General features: G+C 37.2%; 21 protein-coding genes and 2 tRNA genes. 12 read left to right on the top strand and 11 right to left on the bottom strand.

Annotated features, from left to right (window positions below):
- Positions 1-116: 116 nt before the first annotated feature.
- On the bottom strand, positions 117-476 hold the full coding sequence (locus tag NEOC84_RS01790; protein WP_166154711.1) for a Spx/MgsR family RNA polymerase-binding regulatory protein: 360 nt from the start codon (positions 474-476) through the stop codon (positions 117-119).
- 104 nt (positions 477-580) lie between these two features.
- Between NEOC84_RS01790 and NEOC84_RS01785 the strand changes: the two genes are divergently transcribed.
- The 3 genes from NEOC84_RS01785 (at position 581) to NEOC84_RS01775 (ending at position 2,609) form a co-directional block, all read left to right on the top strand.
- On the top strand, positions 581-1,261 hold the full coding sequence (locus tag NEOC84_RS01785) for a class I SAM-dependent methyltransferase (RefSeq protein WP_166154709.1): 681 nt from the start codon (positions 581-583) through the stop codon (positions 1,259-1,261).
- A gap of 515 nt (positions 1,262-1,776) precedes the next feature.
- A complete protein-coding gene (locus tag NEOC84_RS01780; protein WP_166154707.1) occupies positions 1,777-2,196 on the top strand; it encodes a DUF302 domain-containing protein in 420 nt (139 codons plus the stop codon).
- The gene (locus tag NEOC84_RS01775) at positions 2,193-2,609 is read left to right on the top strand and encodes a hypothetical protein (RefSeq protein ID WP_166154705.1); all 417 of its coding nucleotides are present in this window, start codon (positions 2,193-2,195) and stop codon (positions 2,607-2,609) included. Before NEOC84_RS01780 ends, NEOC84_RS01775 begins: the two co-directional genes overlap by 4 nt.
- Positions 2,610-2,747: 138 nt before the next feature.
- Here the strand turns inward: NEOC84_RS01775 and NEOC84_RS01770 are convergent, their stop codons facing one another.
- The 4 genes from NEOC84_RS01770 to mgtE all read right to left on the bottom strand — a co-directional run bounded on the left by NEOC84_RS01770 (position 2,748) and on the right by mgtE (position 7,121).
- Positions 2,748-3,737 carry a class I SAM-dependent methyltransferase gene (locus NEOC84_RS01770; RefSeq protein WP_166154821.1) on the bottom strand — a complete coding sequence of 330 codons (990 nt, stop codon included), beginning with the start codon at positions 3,735-3,737 and terminating at the stop codon, positions 2,748-2,750.
- A 423-nt stretch (positions 3,738-4,160) separates the two neighbouring features.
- Positions 4,161-4,748, bottom strand: coding sequence for a hypothetical protein (locus NEOC84_RS01765; RefSeq protein WP_166154703.1), 588 nt, complete (start codon positions 4,746-4,748; stop codon positions 4,161-4,163).
- Between the two features lie 15 nt (positions 4,749-4,763).
- Positions 4,764-5,156, bottom strand: coding sequence for a BON domain-containing protein (locus tag NEOC84_RS01760; protein WP_166154701.1), 393 nt, complete (start codon positions 5,154-5,156; stop codon positions 4,764-4,766).
- A gap of 588 nt (positions 5,157-5,744) precedes the next feature.
- Positions 5,745-7,121: a magnesium transporter gene (mgtE, locus tag NEOC84_RS01755; protein WP_166154699.1), complete on the bottom strand. Its 1,377-nt coding sequence runs from the start codon at positions 7,119-7,121 to the stop codon at positions 5,745-5,747.
- Between the two features lie 559 nt (positions 7,122-7,680).
- Between mgtE and NEOC84_RS01750 the strand changes: the two genes are divergently transcribed.
- Entirely contained in the window at positions 7,681-8,019 is a 339-nt protein-coding gene (locus NEOC84_RS01750) for a hypothetical protein (protein ID WP_166154697.1), read from the top strand.
- Positions 8,020-8,359: 340 nt separating this feature from the next.
- Here the strand turns inward: NEOC84_RS01750 and NEOC84_RS01745 are convergent, their stop codons facing one another.
- Both NEOC84_RS01745 and NEOC84_RS01740 read right to left on the bottom strand, forming a co-directional pair.
- On the bottom strand, positions 8,360-8,788 hold the full coding sequence (locus NEOC84_RS01745; protein ID WP_166154695.1) for an Hsp20/alpha crystallin family protein: 429 nt from the start codon (positions 8,786-8,788) through the stop codon (positions 8,360-8,362).
- 616 nt (positions 8,789-9,404) lie between these two features.
- Complete coding sequence (locus NEOC84_RS01740; RefSeq protein WP_166154693.1) at positions 9,405-9,554, bottom strand: hypothetical protein; 150 nt, start codon at positions 9,552-9,554, stop codon at positions 9,405-9,407.
- A 300-nt stretch (positions 9,555-9,854) separates the two neighbouring features.
- Between NEOC84_RS01740 and NEOC84_RS01735 the strand changes: the two genes are divergently transcribed.
- The 4 genes from NEOC84_RS01735 to NEOC84_RS01720 all read left to right on the top strand — a co-directional run bounded on the left by NEOC84_RS01735 (position 9,855) and on the right by NEOC84_RS01720 (position 12,582).
- Positions 9,855-11,075, top strand: coding sequence for a cation:proton antiporter (locus NEOC84_RS01735; RefSeq protein ID WP_166154691.1), 1,221 nt, complete (start codon positions 9,855-9,857; stop codon positions 11,073-11,075).
- Between the two features lie 641 nt (positions 11,076-11,716).
- Positions 11,717-11,941 (top strand): hypothetical protein, encoded by a 225-nt coding sequence (locus tag NEOC84_RS01730; RefSeq protein ID WP_213155956.1) that lies wholly within the window; start codon positions 11,717-11,719, stop codon positions 11,939-11,941.
- Between the two features lie 222 nt (positions 11,942-12,163).
- Positions 12,164-12,310, top strand: a complete 147-nt coding sequence (locus NEOC84_RS01725; protein WP_166154690.1) for a hypothetical protein — start codon at positions 12,164-12,166, stop codon at positions 12,308-12,310.
- Between the two features lie 44 nt (positions 12,311-12,354).
- Positions 12,355-12,582: a hypothetical protein gene (locus tag NEOC84_RS01720; RefSeq protein ID WP_242678160.1), complete on the top strand. Its 228-nt coding sequence runs from the start codon at positions 12,355-12,357 to the stop codon at positions 12,580-12,582.
- 549 nt (positions 12,583-13,131) lie between these two features.
- On the opposite strand, the gene NEOC84_RS01715 is transcribed toward NEOC84_RS01720, so the two are convergent.
- From NEOC84_RS01715 to NEOC84_RS01705, 3 genes are all read right to left on the bottom strand, one after another.
- Positions 13,132-13,213, bottom strand: a tRNA-Tyr gene (locus NEOC84_RS01715).
- A gap of 7 nt (positions 13,214-13,220) precedes the next feature.
- Positions 13,221-13,293, bottom strand: a tRNA-Thr gene (locus tag NEOC84_RS01710).
- A 229-nt stretch (positions 13,294-13,522) separates the two neighbouring features.
- Positions 13,523-13,777 carry an SEC-C metal-binding domain-containing protein gene (locus tag NEOC84_RS01705; protein ID WP_166154686.1) on the bottom strand — a complete coding sequence of 85 codons (255 nt, stop codon included), beginning with the start codon at positions 13,775-13,777 and terminating at the stop codon, positions 13,523-13,525.
- A 119-nt stretch (positions 13,778-13,896) separates the two neighbouring features.
- Here NEOC84_RS01705 and NEOC84_RS01700 point away from each other — a divergent pair, with 119 nt between their 5' ends.
- The 3 genes from NEOC84_RS01700 (at position 13,897) to NEOC84_RS01690 (ending at position 17,597) form a co-directional block, all read left to right on the top strand.
- On the top strand, positions 13,897-14,643 hold the full coding sequence (locus NEOC84_RS01700; RefSeq protein WP_166154684.1) for a tRNA 2-thiocytidine biosynthesis TtcA family protein: 747 nt from the start codon (positions 13,897-13,899) through the stop codon (positions 14,641-14,643).
- Positions 14,644-14,883: 240 nt separating this feature from the next.
- On the top strand, positions 14,884-15,738 hold the full coding sequence (locus NEOC84_RS01695; RefSeq protein WP_166154682.1) for an AAA family ATPase: 855 nt from the start codon (positions 14,884-14,886) through the stop codon (positions 15,736-15,738).
- 5 nt (positions 15,739-15,743) lie between these two features.
- Entirely contained in the window at positions 15,744-17,597 is a 1,854-nt protein-coding gene (locus tag NEOC84_RS01690; protein ID WP_166154680.1) for a hypothetical protein, read from the top strand.
- Positions 17,598-17,667: 70 nt separating this feature from the next.
- Here NEOC84_RS01690 and NEOC84_RS01685 read toward each other — a convergent pair whose 3' ends face one another.
- Positions 17,668-18,690 (bottom strand): hypothetical protein, encoded by a 1,023-nt coding sequence (locus tag NEOC84_RS01685; RefSeq protein WP_207391761.1) that lies wholly within the window; start codon positions 18,688-18,690, stop codon positions 17,668-17,670.
- Between the two features lie 150 nt (positions 18,691-18,840).
- Between NEOC84_RS01685 and surE the strand changes: the two genes are divergently transcribed.
- Complete coding sequence (gene surE, locus NEOC84_RS01680; RefSeq protein WP_166154676.1) at positions 18,841-19,635, top strand: 5'/3'-nucleotidase SurE; 795 nt, start codon at positions 18,841-18,843, stop codon at positions 19,633-19,635.
- Positions 19,636-20,051: the final 416 nt, after the last annotated feature.

Genomic DNA, 20,051 nt, shown 5'->3' with positions numbered 1-20,051 from the left:
ACGAACAAAAATGGATCTACTCGCTAAGAAATTTTTCAAGAATGATAGAAGGATAAGGTTAAGAGCAAAATTAATAAATTATCTTAAAATGCATGATGGCAGGACCAAAGCTTACGCTACCTTAAAAAAACATGCTTCCAATGCTCTTCCTGAAAGCCTACTAAGCCTATGCCATCCCCTAATAAGAAAGGCCGCTTAACAAGCATTCCTTGGGCATGCAATAAAGATAAAGCTTCATTTTGAGGCATATAAGGTAATTTTTGACTCAATTGGAGTTCTTTATAAAGCCTACCAGAAGAGTTAAAAAGCTTCTTTATATCCCCCTTATAATAAGCGAGCATTTTATTTAATTCCTCTAAAGAAGGGGGAGATTGCACGATATCCACTGCTGTATAAGAAAGATCAGCTTTATCTAAAAAGCGTAAAGCTTTCTGGCAAGTAGAGCATTTTACATGCAGATAAATAAGAACAGACATCTTAAGACCCCTTAAAAAATCAAAAATTTTATGGTACATTATTTCTAAGATCTTTTAAAGTCTGAATTGCGTTTTACACATAAAAAAAATCACCCTTGGAGCTAATGAATAGATTAGCAAAAATTCCCGTGGAAGAATGGGTAAATGCATATTTATCCCATCAAGAATATAAAACCTCGACGACCTTATGTGCCATCATGACTTCATATGGCAGTGATAAAGGAGATAAAAGGCACAACTACACCACACTGTATGCTAAATTATTCGGCCCGTGGAGGCATAATAACATTAATCTTTTTGAGTTAGGGATTGGGACTAACTATTCAGATATCCCCTATAATATGGGAAAAGAAGGCACCCCTGGAGCTTCGCTGCATGGATGGGCTCTTTTTTTTCCCAAAGCACACATTTTCGGCGCCGATATAGATCAAAGAATTCTATTTCAGACTCCAACGATTAAAACCTATTATTGTGACCAACGTCAGAAGAGCTCGATTCACAATTTGTTTAGCAATGAGGATTTACATGGCCTTCAATTTGATATTATGATCGAGGATGGTTTGCATGAATTTGACGCTAACCTCAATTTTTTGCAACACAGTATTCACAAACTTAAAGAAGGAGGAATATATATTATTGAAGATCTTACCGCTCATTCAAGAGTAGCTTTTATAAAGCTTATCCCTTACCTGAGAAAAGAGTATCAATTAAAATATATAGAAGTGATCATTATTCCTTCAAAATTAAATCATTTCGATAATGCTTTATTGGTTATCCAAAAATGAGTTTTTCTCCCCTCTCCTTATTTCCCTAATCTTACTTTCCTACCCAACCTGAAGTTTATCCGGATAAAAGTTTGCTCGCTACTTTTTGATATCCTGTACAAACCTATAAATTCAAAAAGGCTTTGCTACCTCCTACTTTTCTCACCTCCATGCCCTTAAACCCTATTTCAAATCCAGCTAAAGCACAACTGTATTTATATACAATAAAGGGAGAAATGGCTATCTCCTAGCTATTGTACGAAGAACCTGCTCAAAAAAAGGTAAAGCATCATTCATGATATAAGGCCGCCTTCTTTAAAGGTGTAAATGATCTTTTTATTTTATTCTTATTCCCCCCATCTTTTATCACTAGCTAGACCTTATACGTAAGATAAAATAAGTATGAGTAAAAAGCAGGAGCTCTAACACTTATGAATTTCTTTTATCCCATCACTTAAGAAAAACTTTAAATTAAAATTTAATTTTGTCATATTCAACTTAACTTTACAATCTAGGCTGCACCAAGGATTTTCATCATGAGCATCCCTTCCGATCCCTTTATCACCTATTCTAGTGCTGAACCACCTTTGAAAATAGTCGAAAAGCTAATCAGCCTTTTTAAGGCTAGTAATGTTACGTTATTTACAACTATCGATCATGCAGGAGAAGCTTTAAAAAAAGGATTAGAGTTACCCTATGAACAACTACTGATTTTTGGAGACCCTAAAACAGGCACTTTACTCATGCAAGAAAATCCTGCGATTGGGATAGAACTGCCTCTAAAAATTCTTGTATGGCAAGACGATAAAGGCCTTACTCAAATTGGTTATAAAGATCCTACTTATTTAGCAGCCAACTATGGGATAAAAGAAAACCTTCAAATTTTGCAAAAAATGAACGAAGCCCTTAACAGCTGGGTAAAAATAGCAATTCAACAAGATAAGGAAATTGTATGACCACAAATAAAATTAATAAGCCTGAAATAGACAAGGCATTGAAAGGAAATTGGAAAGTAATAGGCTGCCAACTTAATGGCCTGTGGTTACCCTCTGCTATATTTGAGAACTTTATCTATAGCTTCCCTGATGTGGAACATTTTAAATTAGCCTGGGGGGACTTAACTTTTCCCAACTATGTAGGAGGCTTTCCTAAAAGTGATAAGGGAAAAATATCCATTAATGTTAATTTTCAACCCTACCAGATAGATTTAATTCCTCATTCAGGGCCTTTTGCCGAAAAAGCTTTTAAAGGTATATTCGAACTCGACCATGATATCTTAAAGGCAAATTTTGCTTTTCCAGAGATAGACAGACCTAACTTTTTCTCTGCTAAGCAAGGACATGTTTATGAAATCTGGCAGAGAATGTAAATAGAAGGGCTCTTTTTGCCTCAATAAAAACGTTTTCAAAAATCAAAAAATATTTTTTACCCCTAGCAAATTAAAAATAGGACTACTTTTTGTCGAGAAAATTACAGTAAAAAGATGTATCAAAAAATATGCGTTTATTTACGGAGAGAAAGGAGTAATTTTCCAGCAACGATGAATTTTAGGATCGTGAAAATCTAAAGGCAAAGTTTTAGCAGAGATGTCGATAATCGAACAAGTGCTAAAAAGGCTTTTATCAAAAACAAAGTGGCGCGAATTAGTGCTGAAAAATATTACTCCTTTTTTGCAAAGAAGTTTAATAGCTTTAGACAATAGGTCCACATAATCGATTTGGATATCAAACATTTCCAGCATTTTTTTCGAGCGCGAGATAGTGGGAGGATCGATAATAATAACGTCGTATTTAGTGCCGGTACGGCTTTCTAGGCTTAGAAATTTTAAGCAATCTTCACGAATAATAGGATTTTTTTTCAATGGAAGAGCGTTAAGCTCGAAGTTGCCAGCTCCCCAGGCAGTGTAAGTGTTCGACATATCCACGCTTTTTGTAAAAGTTGCTCCAGCTATCGCCGCATGGACACTAAAAGCGCAAGTATAGGCAAAGAGATTTAAAACCCTTTTGCCTGGGCAGGCTGCCGCCACTATTTGGCGAGTCTCCCGATGATCTAAAAAAAGCCCTGTATCCAGGTAATCGCGAAGATTAATTTTAAACCTCACCCCATATTCATGCCCGATAAAATACTCTTTAGTGCTCCCCTTTTTTTCATATTGCTCCAATTTTTGTCGCCGCACGCGTGTACGCCAATAGATCAAATCAGGGGTCACACCAAAAAGAGAGCTTAAGGTTTGCTCAATTTCTTCCTTTAATTCAGCCGAAGGTTCAGGAGCTTCTCTCGTGCGAGAAAAATAATGTACACAAAACCTTCCTGCATAAAAATCGATCGCTAAAGGATAATGTCTTATTTCACGATCATAAATGCGAAAGCAATCCGTAGTCGTGCGTTTTGCCCATTTGCGAATATGACGGTAATTCTTTCTAAGGCGATTTTTAAAAGGGGAAGTTTTATCCTCTCCATCTGCTATGGATGGAAGATATAAGGCGACTTCATTCATTACCATTATCCTATTCCTATTATCTAAAGAAATTGCTTTAGAAGGGCTATTAAAAATCGATAGATTTTGTAAAAATATCTGATGATACTAGAATTTTTTAAAGTTTAAGGAAAGCTTTTTAATAGAGATCTCTTTTCAAACCATTCATTTTTAGGGCGGAAAAAACCCTCTCTAAAATCTTATATGCGGCCGTAAGAGCTTAAGAAGAGCCTAGTTACTTGCCTGCCAATAATTACAAGAAAACAACCTAAGAAATGATCAGTATTTAGAGGTAGAGTATCCATGAAGAGAACGGTAGAAAAGAGAATAGAGGTACAATAATCTGCCTTTTAATAAGGTCTTTAGTAACTTTTACTTTATTATCCTAATTTTTAAGAAAAAAACTACTCAGGGGTGCCTTAAAGCACCCCTGAAGATCGATTTTTAAAGTTTGCTTTCCGATGTCTCGTTTGTGGTAGAGATATCTTTAGCTCCTTCATTTTTCATGATCTCGTAAGCACGATTCAATTCCTCGCGGGTATCAGCCTGAGCACTAATTAAAATATCACCAGCTTTTAAGCCAGCTTCATATCTTTTTGCTTCATTTTCTGGAATTCCTGCACCCACAATAGCTCCTACCAAAAGGCCTAAGCCTCCTCCTACAGCCGAACCACTTAAAGCAGCCATAATCGGGCCAGCAGCAATAAGAGCGCCTAGCCCCGGGATAGCTAGAGTGCCAATTCCAGCCAGCAATCCTAAAGAACCACCAAGCACACCACCTGCCGCAGCTCCTACTGCTCCCATTTCAGAAGCTTTGGAACCCGTGCTGCTAGAAGGGATATCTTTATCAGCCGTTCTTGCCAAGTCTCCCTCCCTAGCTTCGCCATACCTATTGGATGTAGCTGTCGGCTGATTTTGATCAGGAGAAAGAATAGAAATATCCTTATTATGAAATCCGGCAGATAAAAGTTGGGATACAATTCGTTGAGCCTGAGCTTCATTACTAGCTAAGCCAAAAACTACTTTTTTCATAACAGCCTCCATAAATTAATATTTTTTTCCGGTTATTTCTAGTTGATTTTCTATTTTTTTTATTCCAGGAATCTCTTTGGTTTTTCCAATAATAATTTCTCTTTCTTCTAGCGTAGCAATAGGGCCGCGTAAAGTTACCACTCCATCAATTGTTATAATTCTAATGTTCTTGGCATTCATAGACAAAGAATCATCTTTCACTATAGCCTGACGAATTTTTTGGGTAATGGTACGATCTGCTTCACTTTCCGATTGATCTAACGGAGTTTTTTCTACTGCATGGCGATCAGCTTTATCCCTTAAATAATCTGACTGCTCCCCTTTGGAGGAAGAAGGGACAGATTTATCCTTGCCACCACAAGAAATAAAAGCTAAAGATAACAGCATCATTAAAAAAATCTTTTTCATAGAGACCTCCTAAAAGTTAACCATAAATTTATGAATAGAAACTTATATACACATCTTAATTTCAATCTAACATGGTGGCATTATCTAAAAACACACCCAGTAGAATAAAAATTTTCCTTGCAAGATCAAATTAACAACAGGGCACACTGTTACCTATCGAACGCCACTTCTAGACCTAACTTTAGTAGCAGGAAATGGCAGGATAGGGAACGCTTCAATAAAAAAATAAACTAGCAAAACTCTTTAGAGTAAAGCCTCATGCTGTAGTACTTCAGCTTTTAGCACTTTACTCACTTATTCTTTTAGATTTATAAAAGTATGGTTATGTCGGCACAGCTTTTTTGTTATTAAAGTCCTTATTTAATTAAGGTTTTTTCCCGTGCTTTAACCTTTAAAATATTTTCTCTTAATTTTTAAGTTTATCAATTAGGCTGTATGAGATATACAATCTATCTTAAAGTAATTTTTGTCTACAGTAAATGTTGCTTCCTTGGTTAAATAAATGCTTTTTCAAAAAACAAATTAATAGATTAGAAAATCAGGAAAAACGCTCTAAAAGAGGCTTAAACTCATTCTTTTTAAAATTATTCATAATAATGAGCCTTTAAGTATCACCATCGCCAAGGTAAAATAGATGATAATTCCTACTACATCTACAATGGTAGCCACTAAGGGAGCTGAAGAGGTAGCGGGATCAAATCCTAGACGGCGTAAAACAAAAGGCAACATAGCTCCTGAAAGGGATCCCCACAAAACAACGCCTATTAAAGAAAAAAAGATAGTCACAGCCATTAAAAACCAATGTTCACCATATACATGCCCTAAAGTTCCCCATAGCGAAACCCGAATAAAGCCTACCACTCCTAATACTAAGCCTAAGGAGGCGCCTAAAAGAAATTCTCCCCGCATAATATTCCACCAATCTTTAAGCTTTACTTCACCTAAAGCCATTGCGCGAATAATAAGGGTAGAAGATTGCGAGCCAGCATTTCCCCCGCTGGAAATTATCAAAGGAAGAAATAAAGCTAAAACGACGGCTCTTGAAATTTGATTTTCGAAGAAACTCATGGCTGTAGCTGTAAACATTTCGCCTACAAATAGTATGACCAACCAGCGCGCTCTTTTTTTTATCAATTCAAAAAAAGGCGTCTCCAGGTAAGGCTCATCGAGAGCATCGCTTCCTCCAATTTTATGGACTTCGTTAGTATTCTCTTCAGAAGCTAATCGCAAAATATCATCAATGGTGACAATGCCTAATAAAACTCCTTCATCATTTACAACGGGTAAAGCCACGCGATTATATTCTTTAAATATATTAATGGCCTCTTCAGCTGCCTCATGAACGGATAAAGCTAAAAACTTTTGATCCGTGATTTGAGCAATTTTATACTCTTTAGGGTGGAAAAGTATCTCTTTAAGCCTTAAATCGTCAATCAAGATGCCTGCATCATCCACCACATAGATAACATCAATCGTTTCACTATCTCTTCCATACTCGCGAATATAATCAAAAACCTGCTCTATACTCCAATTCATCTTGACTGCTATATAATCCGTAGTGATCAGCCGTCCTACGCTATCTTCTGGATAGCCTAACAAGGTTAAAGTTTCAAGGCGTTGCTCGGCGGGCAAAAGTTTTAAATAATCTTCCACTACCTGCTGAGGTAGTTCCTCTAAAAGAGCGGTACGATCGTCAGATCGCATTGCTGTTAGCATGCTCGCAATTTGCGTGGAAGATAAGGAGCGCAAAATTTGCTTTTTATGCTTATCGGAAAGGTAATCAAACGTTTCAGCTGCTTGTTGAGGAGATAGCAAAGTAAACACAAATAACCGATCGGACATAGTTTTTTTTTCTATCAGATCGGCTATTTCAAACCCTGAAAGAGATTTTAAACTCTCCTGCAATTCTTGGTTTTTTTTATCTTTAATTAAATGATTAAGACAAGTTAAAGGTAAGACTTTCATAAAAAAACCTTTTTCTACTCTTTGCTAGGCTTTCATTCATAGCCTATGAATGATTATCTTCACAATTTATTTCTCGGCCTTACCCACCTTAAGATCCCCAAATAAAAAGCCTTTTAGTTGCTACGATCTTCATATAAAAGAGTTACAAGTTTGCTCTCGTTTATCTATAAGGGCTTGATAAAAATAATTAAATTTCCAATCAATCTGACATGCAACAAAAAAAAACAAATAAAAAAACTTCTTACAGCTTATTTTTCAAAGTTAACTTAAAGGATAAAACTTAAAGAAGAGCTTGTTGGGTAAGCTTTCTTAAAGGCAACTTAAGGAAGATAAATAAAAAGAATAATTTTTATTTTCCAGCAAGCCAATAAAAAAGGATTCTTGGATGAAAAAGCATCCTATCCGCGAGCCTCTCCTATTCTTTCTATTGTATGCAGGCTTAAGAGGTTGCATAAAAAATTTAAATAGCCTAAAAAGTTGCTAATGATATTTATATGTAGATAAAATAAATTTTAAGGTATTTTGAAGTTAACACTCATAGTTTTTTTAAAGAGGTCTTATGAATATAAGCTTTACTCGTTGCTGGGGTTTTTATCTTTTCATTTTATGGGGAATTTTATTACCTCTTCAGGCAGATCCTAGTGATCAAGGCAAGCCTACTCCTTCGCAATATCCTCCACCCCCTTCTAAGAAATCGCAAGCTTATATGCCTCCATCTGCCGATCAAAATTATAATAACATCACTGATCCTTCTGCTAATCCTAGCAATATGCCCCCTTCTAATCCGCCTGGCTTTTATGGCGGGTTTTATGGATCACCCCCACCCCCTACAGCTAAACAGTCATTTCCGGATAAAGCGGCAGCAGACGAGCTTTATAAGTATATTCAGAGCAGGTGAGCTTTAATTAATGGTCGTCTGCCATTTTAGGCGTGAAGTGGATGAAAACCAGTAAAGAATAAGAATCAGGTATAAAGATTTTTATCTTACTTGAGATAAAAGTAGATTTTAGCTGAATCTGATAGCCAATCCACCGATTTTTCTTCCTATCGCGCCATCTTTTTTGCAGAAAAGGGACTTAAAATGCCTTTTCCATGAAGAAAAAAGCCAATTGGAGAAATGAAATCATTCTAGGAGAAGCTGAGTATGCTTAAAATTACTCAGCCTGCTCCATTAGCTTTATTTTAAGATTTTGGTGGGTAGAAGGTAATATGTTTTTTACCTTCCCCCTCATTATTATTTATTTTTCGCTTTTAATAGAGATCCGCTTAGCTTCCGAAGATTTCGCTTTTTGAAAGCTAACCTGCAAAACACCATTTCTGTAAGAGGCTTGAGGTTCTTCACGATCATTAACTTGTTCGGGAAGAGCTACGCTATAAGAAAACGAACGCATCGACCGTCTATAAAATTTTTTATCCCTATCACTTTCTTCTTCTTTTTTTTCGCCTTTGATCCACAGAACACCTTTATTCAAATTAATTTCAATGTCTTCCGGATTTAAACCAGGCATAGCGGCCTCTACGACAATGTTGTTATTTTTGTCCTCATAAATGGTAAGGTCTTGATCTCTTTCCTCACCATAAAATTGCTCAAGCTCTCGCGTAAGATTTTTTGGAAAACGGAATAAGGGGTCACGATTGAAAATGGAAGGGAATAGATTAAAAGACATTTTATACCTCCTTAAAATCAGTTATAGGATTAAACGAACGATATAAATTAATATCTTTTTAACACATCTACTGATTAACTGTCAAAAGCATATGTCTCGTTAATAATCTAAAAATTTGCTCGGCAGGTTGCTCGTAATTTTTCGAGCTTGCTGTGTAAGCAACTTAGTCAATTGTCTTTTATGGCCTCTCTCATGCTAGGCCTCATTCCCTCTATTAGTCCCTCTTAGACTTTGAATATTTAATCGATTTCATTTTTTATTTATAGTTAAAGGCTAAGGGGATCCTGCTCGCTGATAGGTCGGCTTTATAAGATGAAGATTTCCTCCATGGCCTCGCTTAAAGCAATCGGGGGCGGTGCCAGCAAGAAAACTTCTTGGATGCCCCTTCTGCTCCCTCGCGTCATTATCTTCTCATCGCTCCTGGTAAATTTTGGGGCATCTTTTTCTTTTGGCACTGTTGACAAGCCTGGTCCGCAACTAAGCGCTTATGCAAAAGGATGACGTGAGAGCATTTTCTCCTACATTTTATTATAATGTGGCAGCTTGATTCCTAATTCCTAGAATTAGGTAGGTAAAGGCTATTTTAAGAAAAGAATTGGTCGAAGAAAAGAAAAGCTTACATGGGGTAAATTTCAAAAGCTTTAAAACAAACGAATAGCTTTTCTTTCTTATTGTAAATTTTTACCCACCATCTTTCCGTTAAAGTCCAGCTGGTGGGCCTTATAAAGAAATTACATTTATATAGCTGGGTCTTTGCTGAAATCATGCTTTGAAGCCTTTTCTACTTGGCTGCAATCAAGCTAAAGCAGCAAGTAGAAAATATAATTACTATCTTTTTCCACGAACTTGGATGACATAAAAAAGGCAAAAAATGTAAAAGGAGTAAGCCAAGCGTTTGACATAAACCAAGCACTTATTTAGCATAAGTATCATTTTTATTGTACTCTCTCAAATACTAGGTTGCAATATTAGGGCATTACTTAAAAAGTCCACTTCTATTTCAGAAGCTGACCCTTTAAACGAAAAGCTGAAAAACTTAATCTACAAGCCTTAAGGAAACATTATCATGCAAATTCACAACTTTTTTCTCCAGCTTGTCATTATTTTATTTATGGCTAGAGTATTAGGAGAATTTTTCGCTAGGTTTAATATTCCCTCTGTTATCGGTGAACTTTTTGCCGGCGTCCTCATTGGCCCTAGCCTCTTTAACTTAATAGAGCCTAACGAGATGATTAAGTTATTGGCAGAAATTGGAATCATTCTCCTTCTTTTTGAAGTAGGACTGGAAACGGATATGGGAAGGTTAGCAAAGACAGGTAGTAAGCCTTTTATAGTGGCAGTAGGAGGCGTTGTCATTCCTTTTACGCTCGGCTTTCTTGTCAGCTACCAGCTATTTGACTTAAGCCTGCTCGTATCTTTATTTATTGCAAGCACATTGACAGCAACTAGCATTGGAATAACAATTCGAGTACTTACTGATCTTAAAAGACAGACCAGCGATGAAGCTCAAATTGTGCTCGGCGCAGCTGTCATCGACGATATCATCGGAATCATTTTGTTATCCGTTCTTTATGAATTTTCTCAAGGAGGAGGGATCAGCTTTATAAATATTGGCAAGGTACTCGTATTCATCTGTTTATTTCTTATATTGGCACCTATAGCTGCTAAATTTATTTCTAATGTCATCAAACATTATGAAAAGAAAAGTGAAATTCCTGGGCTTCTTCCCACTACTATCGTTTCTCTCATATTATTGTTTGCTTGGCTAGCTCATCAAATGGGGGCTCCTGCACTTTTAGGAGGATTTGCAGCAGGTCTTGCTCTTTCTCGGCAATTTATTCTACCTTGGGGAACTTATTCTCCTTTTAATGAAGAATTTTCTCATAAAGTGGAAACCCAAATGAAGCCAATCGTGCATCTATTTACTCCTCTATTTTTTGTCACGATAGGTTTATCTTTAAACCTTAGCGAAATCAATTGGGGATCAACTTTCATTTGGCTACTCTCTATTTCTATACTTATCGCCGCCATAGTGGGTAAGCTATCCTCAGGCTTTCTTCTTTTTAAAGAAAATAAATGGATCAAATGGGCTGTGGGTATTGCGATGGTGCCTCGAGGAGAAGTGGGACTAATTTTTGCAGAGGTGGGGAAAGATAGCAAAGTTTTTGATAACGATTTATACGCTTCGATGATCATTGTGATTGCCATTACTACAGTCTTTACCCCCTTCTTTATGCGATTTTTCTACAATCTTCAAGCTCGGGCAGAAAATGAAGTAAAAAGCTAATCGACAGAAAAGGATAAATGATAATGAAAAAAGCTTTAAATTCTGCTATTTAAAGCACATTTTTTTAGATCACTTACTTTGCCTGTCTTAAGCCCCTCTGCCCCAAGCTTTGCTAAGAGTCTAAAGTACCAAATGGCATAAGGGAAGTTAATAAGAAGATATGAAAAACTTCTCTCGGATGGCCTTTAAGCTTTTATTTGTAAGAAGGGCCTTCTTAAGGCCTTTCTTACAAAAAATTATAAGAGATCTAAGAGATATTAGTATTGCTTGGTATATAAAATAATTTCTAGATTTTTTATTTTCGATTCCCTGATGGCTTATGAGGTTTTTCTTGTATAAAACCCTTAAGTATTAGGGGATTTATGAAAACTCCAGAGATTGATGCCTTAGAAACCATTTTTATTTTAGATATACACGCACTTGATAGTCTGAATTTTAGGAGCAAAGAAGTATGAAAGATATAGGTGAACTTCTGGTTAAGCGTTTGTAAGGCTAGAGATGTCTTTTTCTCGAGAGTGGATACCTTGATTCCTAGTAGGAAAATATGTTTAGCAGCCCTAGAATTTTACTTAGATAAAGAAGACCAGTTTTGGATCATTGCTCATATGGGAAGTAAAAGTAACGATAGGGAGCCCTTCTTTATGAAGAGATTTTCACGCTCCTCGCGCCCTTATGAGCTTTTAAAATTAATGCTGAATACGGACTCCTATACCTGCATCGACTTTCCTGCTCTTTCACATTCTCTTGGGGAGCTAGGGATCAAAAATGAATTAAAAAAAGTATTCTTCTCTAAAGGTAAGTTTTTTGATTCTATAGCTAAACTGGGTGCAATTGACTATCCAATTGACGCCAGACGAATAATATAGCACCTTTCCTTTGTCAAAAATTCAAAAAAACAACTTCTTTCCTCTTTTAACCACTACAAATACCTTAACTACTCTGTTAATCGGATTTAATTTCTCCAGTTTTTGCGACACTTTTCCGACAAACAGCTAGGCTTTTTCTATCCCTTCACGCGGAGTTCTTTTCAAGAATTCTGACGTTGTCCGGTTTCGGTACCTCTTTTCTAAATTTTTTAAAATGGAGACATGAAACAAAACAAATTCAAAGCTCACAAGCCACCAAAAAAGAAGGCTACCGTTAAACCTTTAGCAGTGACTGAATCTTGCCGCCTTGGAGCTTTTTTTGATTTGCTTCTCCAAATAGACAAACGTAATCCATCCGGAGCCTTATGAGCCTCACCAAAGCGGAGCTTCTCTCAATCAAGCCCCCAAACGGCTTGATCGCATTTGCATGCGTAGAGATTGATCATCAGTTCTACATCAGCTCTATTGGTGTCCTCAAAAGGCGCGATGAAACTGACTATAGAATCACTTATCCTACTCGGAAAGTTGGCGAACAAAATCTCACGCTTTCCCATCCAACTGAGCCTTGTTTAAGCAAGGCAATTGAGCAGGCCATTTGCAATAAAGCTGAAGAGATGTTCGGAGATCACTCAATCGCATAATTTAAAGAGGTAAAAAATAAGTATGAATCAAATTGCCTTCGACATATGAGTGAAAATAATATTCCTTTCCAAGATCCCCTGATTTGCGACGGAAATATCTATCGCTTTTCTCGAGACACTAAAAAAAAATTAATCCGATGAATGGTATGTAGCTCAATTTAGCTTTTCTTTCTTCTGGAAAGCCTTATCTTCGCTGCTCTTATGATTCTTGGGGTGATGGCAGCAAGTTTGAATACAAATCTTGGGAAGATTCTTTGAATAGAGCTTATTCTGCAATTGATCGCAAAGAATTACAATCAAGATTTGAAGAAAATAAATTGAGCAGATGGCTTGCTATGAGCAAGCAGATTAAAACTTTTATATAACCGCCAACAGGGTGATGAATTTAACCGCTTGTGCTAAGGAGATTTTCAAGAGCGCTGAAGTCAATGAAAAAGGCCAACGGTTAGATTCTGTGTTCCAGAACGTAAAATTGGATAGGAAAACCTGTCTATAAAGGCGTGTGAAGTATTTACAAAACTAGTGGACGGTAAGAAACGTCCAAAAGAATGGGGGCGGTTGGACTCGAACCAACGCAGACCGAAGTCGAGAGATTTACAGTCTCTTGCCATTGCCACTAGGCGACACCCCCAGAGGGATGCTGACAGTAGGAATTGAACCCACAACCGTCCGATTACAAGTCGGGTGCTCTACCAATTGAGCTATGTCAGCTTACAGAATACTCGCTTAAAAGATAGCGTTTAATTATGCGTAACTTATAGCAAAAATGCATGATTAGCAGCAAGTCATTTTATAAAAAAACAATGGGATATTCTAATTTTTTTGCGCTCAACAAGTTAGTGTATTTTTTTCACGAATCGTTTGGCTTAACAATTCTAAGCAGGCTATAGGCAAGCTTAAGGAAAGCCTTAAACTTACGCTATAAAAAGCTCTTGATAGATCATTCCGTCTTCTCTAAAGAAGGGGCTTCTGCAGAAGAGACTTCCTTTTCTACATGGAGTAGGGGCGGCTGCTGCTTAAAAGTTTTAGCAATAGAATCTCCGAAAGTGCGTTCCATAAGATTAGGCATAGCAGGCTGATTTAACCATTTCGCGGTAAGTTTCTTTTTAGTATACTTTTTTCCCCAGCAACAATTTTTATATTTCTTTCCTGATCCGCAGGGGCAGGGATCATTACGGCTCACTTTTTCTGTCATATCCATATCCTTTAGACTTATTGGTAAGATTTAGAGTAAATTTTAGAAATGCCTTGACTCCGCCTCTAAGGGTACTATAAAGTATTTGGTAATTATTTTTAAATAAAAGTTAATTTTTTATGACTATCTCTATACCTATAGCTCAACCGCCCTGGTCCCGCTTAGGTAAAAAATTAGAAAGCACTTTTCGCCGAGCTCTTTATGACTATCAAATGCTAGAAAGCGATAATAAGATAGCGGTAGCCCTATCGGGGGGAAAAGACAGCTTAACGCTATTATTTTTATTAAAAGCTATAGCAGGTAGGGGCTTTCCTGAATTAGATATATATGCCATCCTTGTTAATGGTGAATTTTCTTGCGGTGCAGGCGTAAATGTCACCTATTTAAAAGCTATTTGCGATCAGCTAGGCGTCCATTTTATTGTTAAAGAATCTAAGCAAAAACTCGAAACCCTTGAGTGCTACAGCTGTTCTCGCGAAAGGAGATCTCTTCTTTTTGAAGCTGCCAAAAGTGTAGGAGCCACTAACATTGCTTTTGGTCATCATCGGGATGATAACATTCAGACCTTTTTAATGAATTTGTTGCATAAAGGTGAATTTGCAGGAAATTTACCCAAAATTTATATGCAAAAATATGGGATAACGATTATACGCCCTCTTATTTACATTTCAGAAGAAGAGATTCGTGCTTTTGCAGAACAGTATGGATTCATCAGAATTATGTGCCGCTGTCCTGTAGGACAAAATTCCATGCGCAAGAAGGTAAAGGAACTAGTTAAAGAAATGGAGATTCTTTACCCTTATGCTAGCGAAAATATTGCCCGAGCATCTCTTTTATACGGCTCGCATAAAGCTGCTAAGCCCTAGTGCATAGTTTCGAAAGATCGATAAAAACTTTTAGAGTGTTTTTTATAAAATGTTCAGCTAGTTAGAAACATAAGATTAACTTCATCTATAGAAAAGCCATCGTTTTTTATCAATTTTTAAAATTTTCTTTAAAAATTTATTTTGATTTTTTTAGTTCTTTCAAAAAGCTAATCACTTTTATTTTTACTATTTACATTTGTTCTGCATATTCATACACTTTTTATCAAAAAGGAGATCCATATGGCTTATTCCAGGCCCAATGAGCACGAAAATCATATCACTATTCAAGGAGTCGAAATTGCTTTAGGATTTCCTGACCAATTCAGCTTTCAATGGATAGGTCAAACTGATGTATTGGATCAACTTCTAGCAGCTTGGTTGGTAATTGATGAAAAAGATATCCCTTTAAACCCTCGCTTAATTGGCAAGCCGGGAGTCGGCAAAACTACCCTTGCCTATGCGGCAGCAAAAAAGCTAGATAAGGAGGTTTATATTTTTCAATGCACGATGGATACACGTCCAGAAGATTTACTTATTAGCCCTGTGATAGATAAAGCAGGCGGAATCCGCTATGTAGCTTCCGCTTTAGTTACCGCCATGCTACGAGGGGGTGTCTGTATTCTTGATGAAGCTAATCGCATGAGTGAAAAGTCATGGGCATCACTTGCTCCCCTTCTCGACACAAGACGCTATATTGAATCCATTGTAGCTGGCCTTAAAGTAACGGCAGACCCTGGCTTCCGCATCTGTATTACGATGAACGATGATGCTTCGACTTTTGAAATTCCGGAATATATTCACAGCCGTTTACAACCTCAGATCTATCTAGATTTTCCCGAAGCTGAGGAAGAAAAACGCATTCTTAAAGAAAATCTACCTTTTATTGATGAGTATATTGTTGATTATGTTATTAATTTTTTACAAAAAGCCCATACTAACGCTGAAAATTATACTATTAGGGATGGCATCAATATTGCCCGTTATGCTGCGAAAAGGCTAAAAACTTTAGAAAACAGTAAAATCAATATTGATAATTTGCTACGTCAAGCTGTTCTTATGACGCTTGGCGATGAAGCACTTACTCACCTCATGTAAAATTTATGAACAATCTACAAGCCTTTTATATTCAGAAAGGAGCTGTCTTTGCAGTCCCCATTCTTCATTATAAGATGGAAATGGCAGCTCAGGTACGTATAGCGTTTGAGGTTATTCAACCTGATTGCGTTGCAGTGGAACTTGCAGAAACTATGCAGCTACAATTATTGCATGCCGCCTCTCGTCTACCCGATATTAGTGTAGTGATGTGCTACAATAAAGATCATGCGCCTATCTATTATATGTGTGAACCTTGCGATCCTGCTTTTGAAGGTTTGCGCAGTGCCCTGGAGGCTCAAATTCCTGCCTATTGTATCGACCTTGATGTCGATGATTATCCTGATAATATAGAATATATGCCTGATACTTATGCCATACACAAAATAGGGTTAGAAAATTATTACAAAGCATATAAGGATTTCTTCTTAGAAAAATCAATCAAAAGTACTGTTGATCAACAGCGGGAGTTGTTCATGGCAAGACGCCTAAAAGAACTCTCTTTTAGCTATGAAAGAATACTTTTTATAGCAGGCATGTCGCACATAGAAAATATCCTTTCATTGATAGATAGAGTTTCTTTTGCTCCCCTAAAGCATGCACCAAGAGAGCATATTGAGCTACTTACCCTGTCGGAATCATCTACCCAAGAAGTTATGGCAGAATATGGATGGATCACTAAAAATTATGAACAAGCCAGGTATGCTTTTCCTTTAAAAAATAGAGAAGAGCTTGCTTTTTCTTCTTTTCCCCCTGACCGTCAAAAGCTCATTTATAATCTTTTTAAAGGTGCCGCTATAAATTATACTAAGAATACAGGAAACAGTTTTCCAGGCTATAATTTGCGCAATATCATGAAATTTTCTCGCAACTATGCCTTACTCCATCAGCAACTTTTACCCGATTTATATCAGCTAATCAGCGCTGCCAAAGGATGTGTAGATCACAATTATGCCTATGAAGTATGGGCTTTGGCAACAGAGTATCCCTATAGACGTAACGTAGATCAGCTTCCTGAAATTGATTTATCTATTGAAGATATCTGGGGAGCTAGTAAAAGCATTCGTTTTCATAGGAAAGAAAAAAGCAGGAAAGATTTAACCTTTCATAAGCAACGCAAAAATCGCGCACAGCTTCATTTTAGACCCCCTCCCATGTTTAGTATTTGTTCGTATCCTCCAGAAGACCTAGTGATTGAAAAATTTGGGGATTTCTTAAAGAAGAAGGGCACTCAGCTGATGCGCGAAGAAGCTGCTCGCATCATTCCTTTTTCTTCAAGCCTAGAAGATGGGATCGATACTAGAGAAACGATTCGCCATTGGCATGAAAAGAAGCTGTATGTCAAAGTTTCAGGGAAGCCTCCAGGCGGAGTAGGGTCAATAGTAGTAATATTTGATGAAGATTCCCCTAAAGAAAATGAACTTTACCTAGAAAAATTTCCCTGGCGCACGACTTGGCTAGGAGAACATAGTCAGGAATCCGATATGGCTTTTTACGCTACTGATCTCCATGCCAATGTGGTCGGACCTGGCATCTCGCGTTGCCAGTATGGGGGTTTTATGATGTCATATCCTCCCCGTAGAATGTTTGATATATGGTCCGACGCTGATTATCAAAATTGTACTTCTAAAGCTGAAGTGCTTCTTATGGCGGCTATTGACTATGCTGTCCAATCGCTAGTAGTTTATGTTGCCAATCAGCCACCCCGCTCCCTATTAAAAAGCTTTGCACGCCGCTATGGCAAAAAGATAGTTTACATCCCTTCAGGGCAACTATCCCCCCTTACCCTTAATAAGCTACGCATATTTCATGTATTAGATGGGCAAAGCAAGCGAGAAATTGCTGGCGACTATATTTTTTAAAATTTTACCAGCCAACAACTCTTAGAAGCTTAAAGATAAAAAGATTGATTAGCTGAACGAGTATTTCTTTTTAAGGCATCAGCTTATGCTGAGCATAATGAATGATTTCATTAAGAGTTTTAAGGCGCTCAATTAGCTCAGGGGTTAAACGTAGATCTAAATTTAAACGATGGATTTTTTGTTCCCATAATTCAAGTTGAGATTTAAAAGCAGCTTTCTGATTAAAAGTTAGCGTTTCGGCTAGGTTAATTTCATCATACCAAGGAGGAATATGTTTCTCTAAGTAGGCAATCTGGATAAGCACATCTTTCAACTCTTCATTTTCTTCATCACCATGTAAGTCAGGTAATGACTGGTTCACAATTTTATCAATTGCATGAAGAGCTGCATCGAAATATTTTTCGCGGCGCTTGTCAACTTGAGCTTTCCATACAGCAATCTCTTTTAAGGGAAGATTTTCTGGTTTTATCTTTAGGGCGTTAAGAGCATGAAGATAAGATTGCAAACGAACATCAAGACGTTGGGCTAAATTTATCTTTTCCTCTTCATCTATCGAAAGAGCCTCTAGCATATGCTCTTGATAATCAGTGATGACTTGTACATCTCTGTCTATCACTTCAAGAAATTCATCGATCGTATAGCGGATAACAGCCTTAAAAAGAGCTTCTTTATCGGTAGTCTTCGAACAAATTTGAATCCATAACTTAGCTTTTTCTACCCATTGGTTATAACGCTGATAAGTTTTTGCTTGATGCAAAACCGAGCGTGGCTGCTCTATAGATTTATGTAGACGAGAAACCTCCTTAATCAGCGGATCTATCACCTCTTCAATGTAAACAAAAGCTTCTGCATCAATTTCTTTATAAAGTTCATTCTTAATAGCTTGTAATTGAATTAGCACCGCGCTAGCTTTAGATTGCAGATCCTGTATTCTCCCCACCAGAGGATGCTCCTGTGGGGGTTTACTTTGAAATCTTTGAAAAGTTGAACGTATTCTATCTACAAAGCGAGCCAAAATGGTCAAACGTTTTTTTGTAGGCTCTTTTATAAAGGAATCTCGAGCAGTCGAAGGATTAGGTTTCTTGGGTGCCATAAAATTATATCAATATCCGGTAAAAACGCACTTTACCGCATAGTTTTATTTTTGTCAGGCGATAATTCTTAAAGAAGTTAATATGATTATTATGATTGACTTATCATTAAAAAACATTTATATTTGCTGTTCAACTGAGATGGTTTTAACATGTCTAAACGGCCTCATTTACTTATAACCAATGATGATGGCATTTATGCCCCTGGTATTCGACATCTTTGGAATGCTTTAAAAGATTTTGCAGATATAACGATCGTGGCGCCTGCAACCGAACAATCAGCAGTCGGTGTTAGCATTACCGTTCGTAACCCTCTTCGTTTGCATCAGGTTGAATGGGAGGGCCAAACCCAAGCCTGGAGTCTTACAGGCACTCCTGCTGATTGCATAAAGATGGGACTTAAAGTAATTCTTGATAAGAAACCAGATTTAATTGTCTCGGGGATTAATCGTGGATCCAACGCTGGCCGCAACTTAATGTATAGTGGCACCGTAGGAGGTACTATTGAAGGTATTATTCAAGGTGTGCCTGGCATTGCCTTTTCTTGCGTAGATTACTTCAATACTGACTATCAAAAGGTAGAACACTATGTACCTCTTTTAGTGGAGTATGTGGTAAAGCATCCACTACCCTCGGGTAGCTTGCTAAATGTTAACTTTCCCACTTATCAACATGAGATTAAAGGCTTCAAGCTGACTCGCCAAGGGAAAGAATTTTGGGCTGAAGATCCGTTAGAGCGTAATCATCCTGCGGAAGGACATTCTTATTATTGGTTAGGTGCTAAACTGCAGCAATTCGAAGAACATGAGGATAGCGATATTTCTTGGCTTGCCCGTGGATATATTGCGGCAGTACCTGTGCATGTAGGAGAATTAACAGATTTAGCTCATCTCAATGATGCAAAAAGCCATTTTGAAAATCATCTAAATTTACAAGCTAGACCTTAAGAAAAACAATAAGAGAAGTTAAAAATAAAGCTTTTTTTATTTAATGAATTATATCAACTCTAGTAAAAACTTTCCTACTTGGCTATCAATTCCAGCAGCTCTTGCTTTTACTCTCAATTTTTAAGACTTTATAATGTCCGGTAAAAAATCTTGGGCTCGCATCTTGTCTTCTTTATTTTTAAAGGTTTACTGAATATGCAGTAATAATAGTGATAAGCTTTGAAAAAACTTAGCCTGCATAACCAACCCTCTGAAACATGTCTCTCTACTTAGTTCGAGGGGTTTGTATAAAGCTGCATAAAAAGTATCTCAAAAGTGCATTCACAACTTTTTAGAGCTCTCCTTCTCGCCAGCTTGGAAAAGCTTTGAGGAAAATCACTCAATTAATAAAGGGGGATGGTTAGTGATACTAAGGT

The organism is Neochlamydia sp. AcF84, assembly GCF_011087585.1.
Lineage (GTDB): Bacteria > Chlamydiota > Chlamydiia > Chlamydiales > Parachlamydiaceae > Neochlamydia.
Note: the sequence above shows the minus strand (reverse complement) of the source record. Positions and strands in the feature narration are given on the sequence as shown.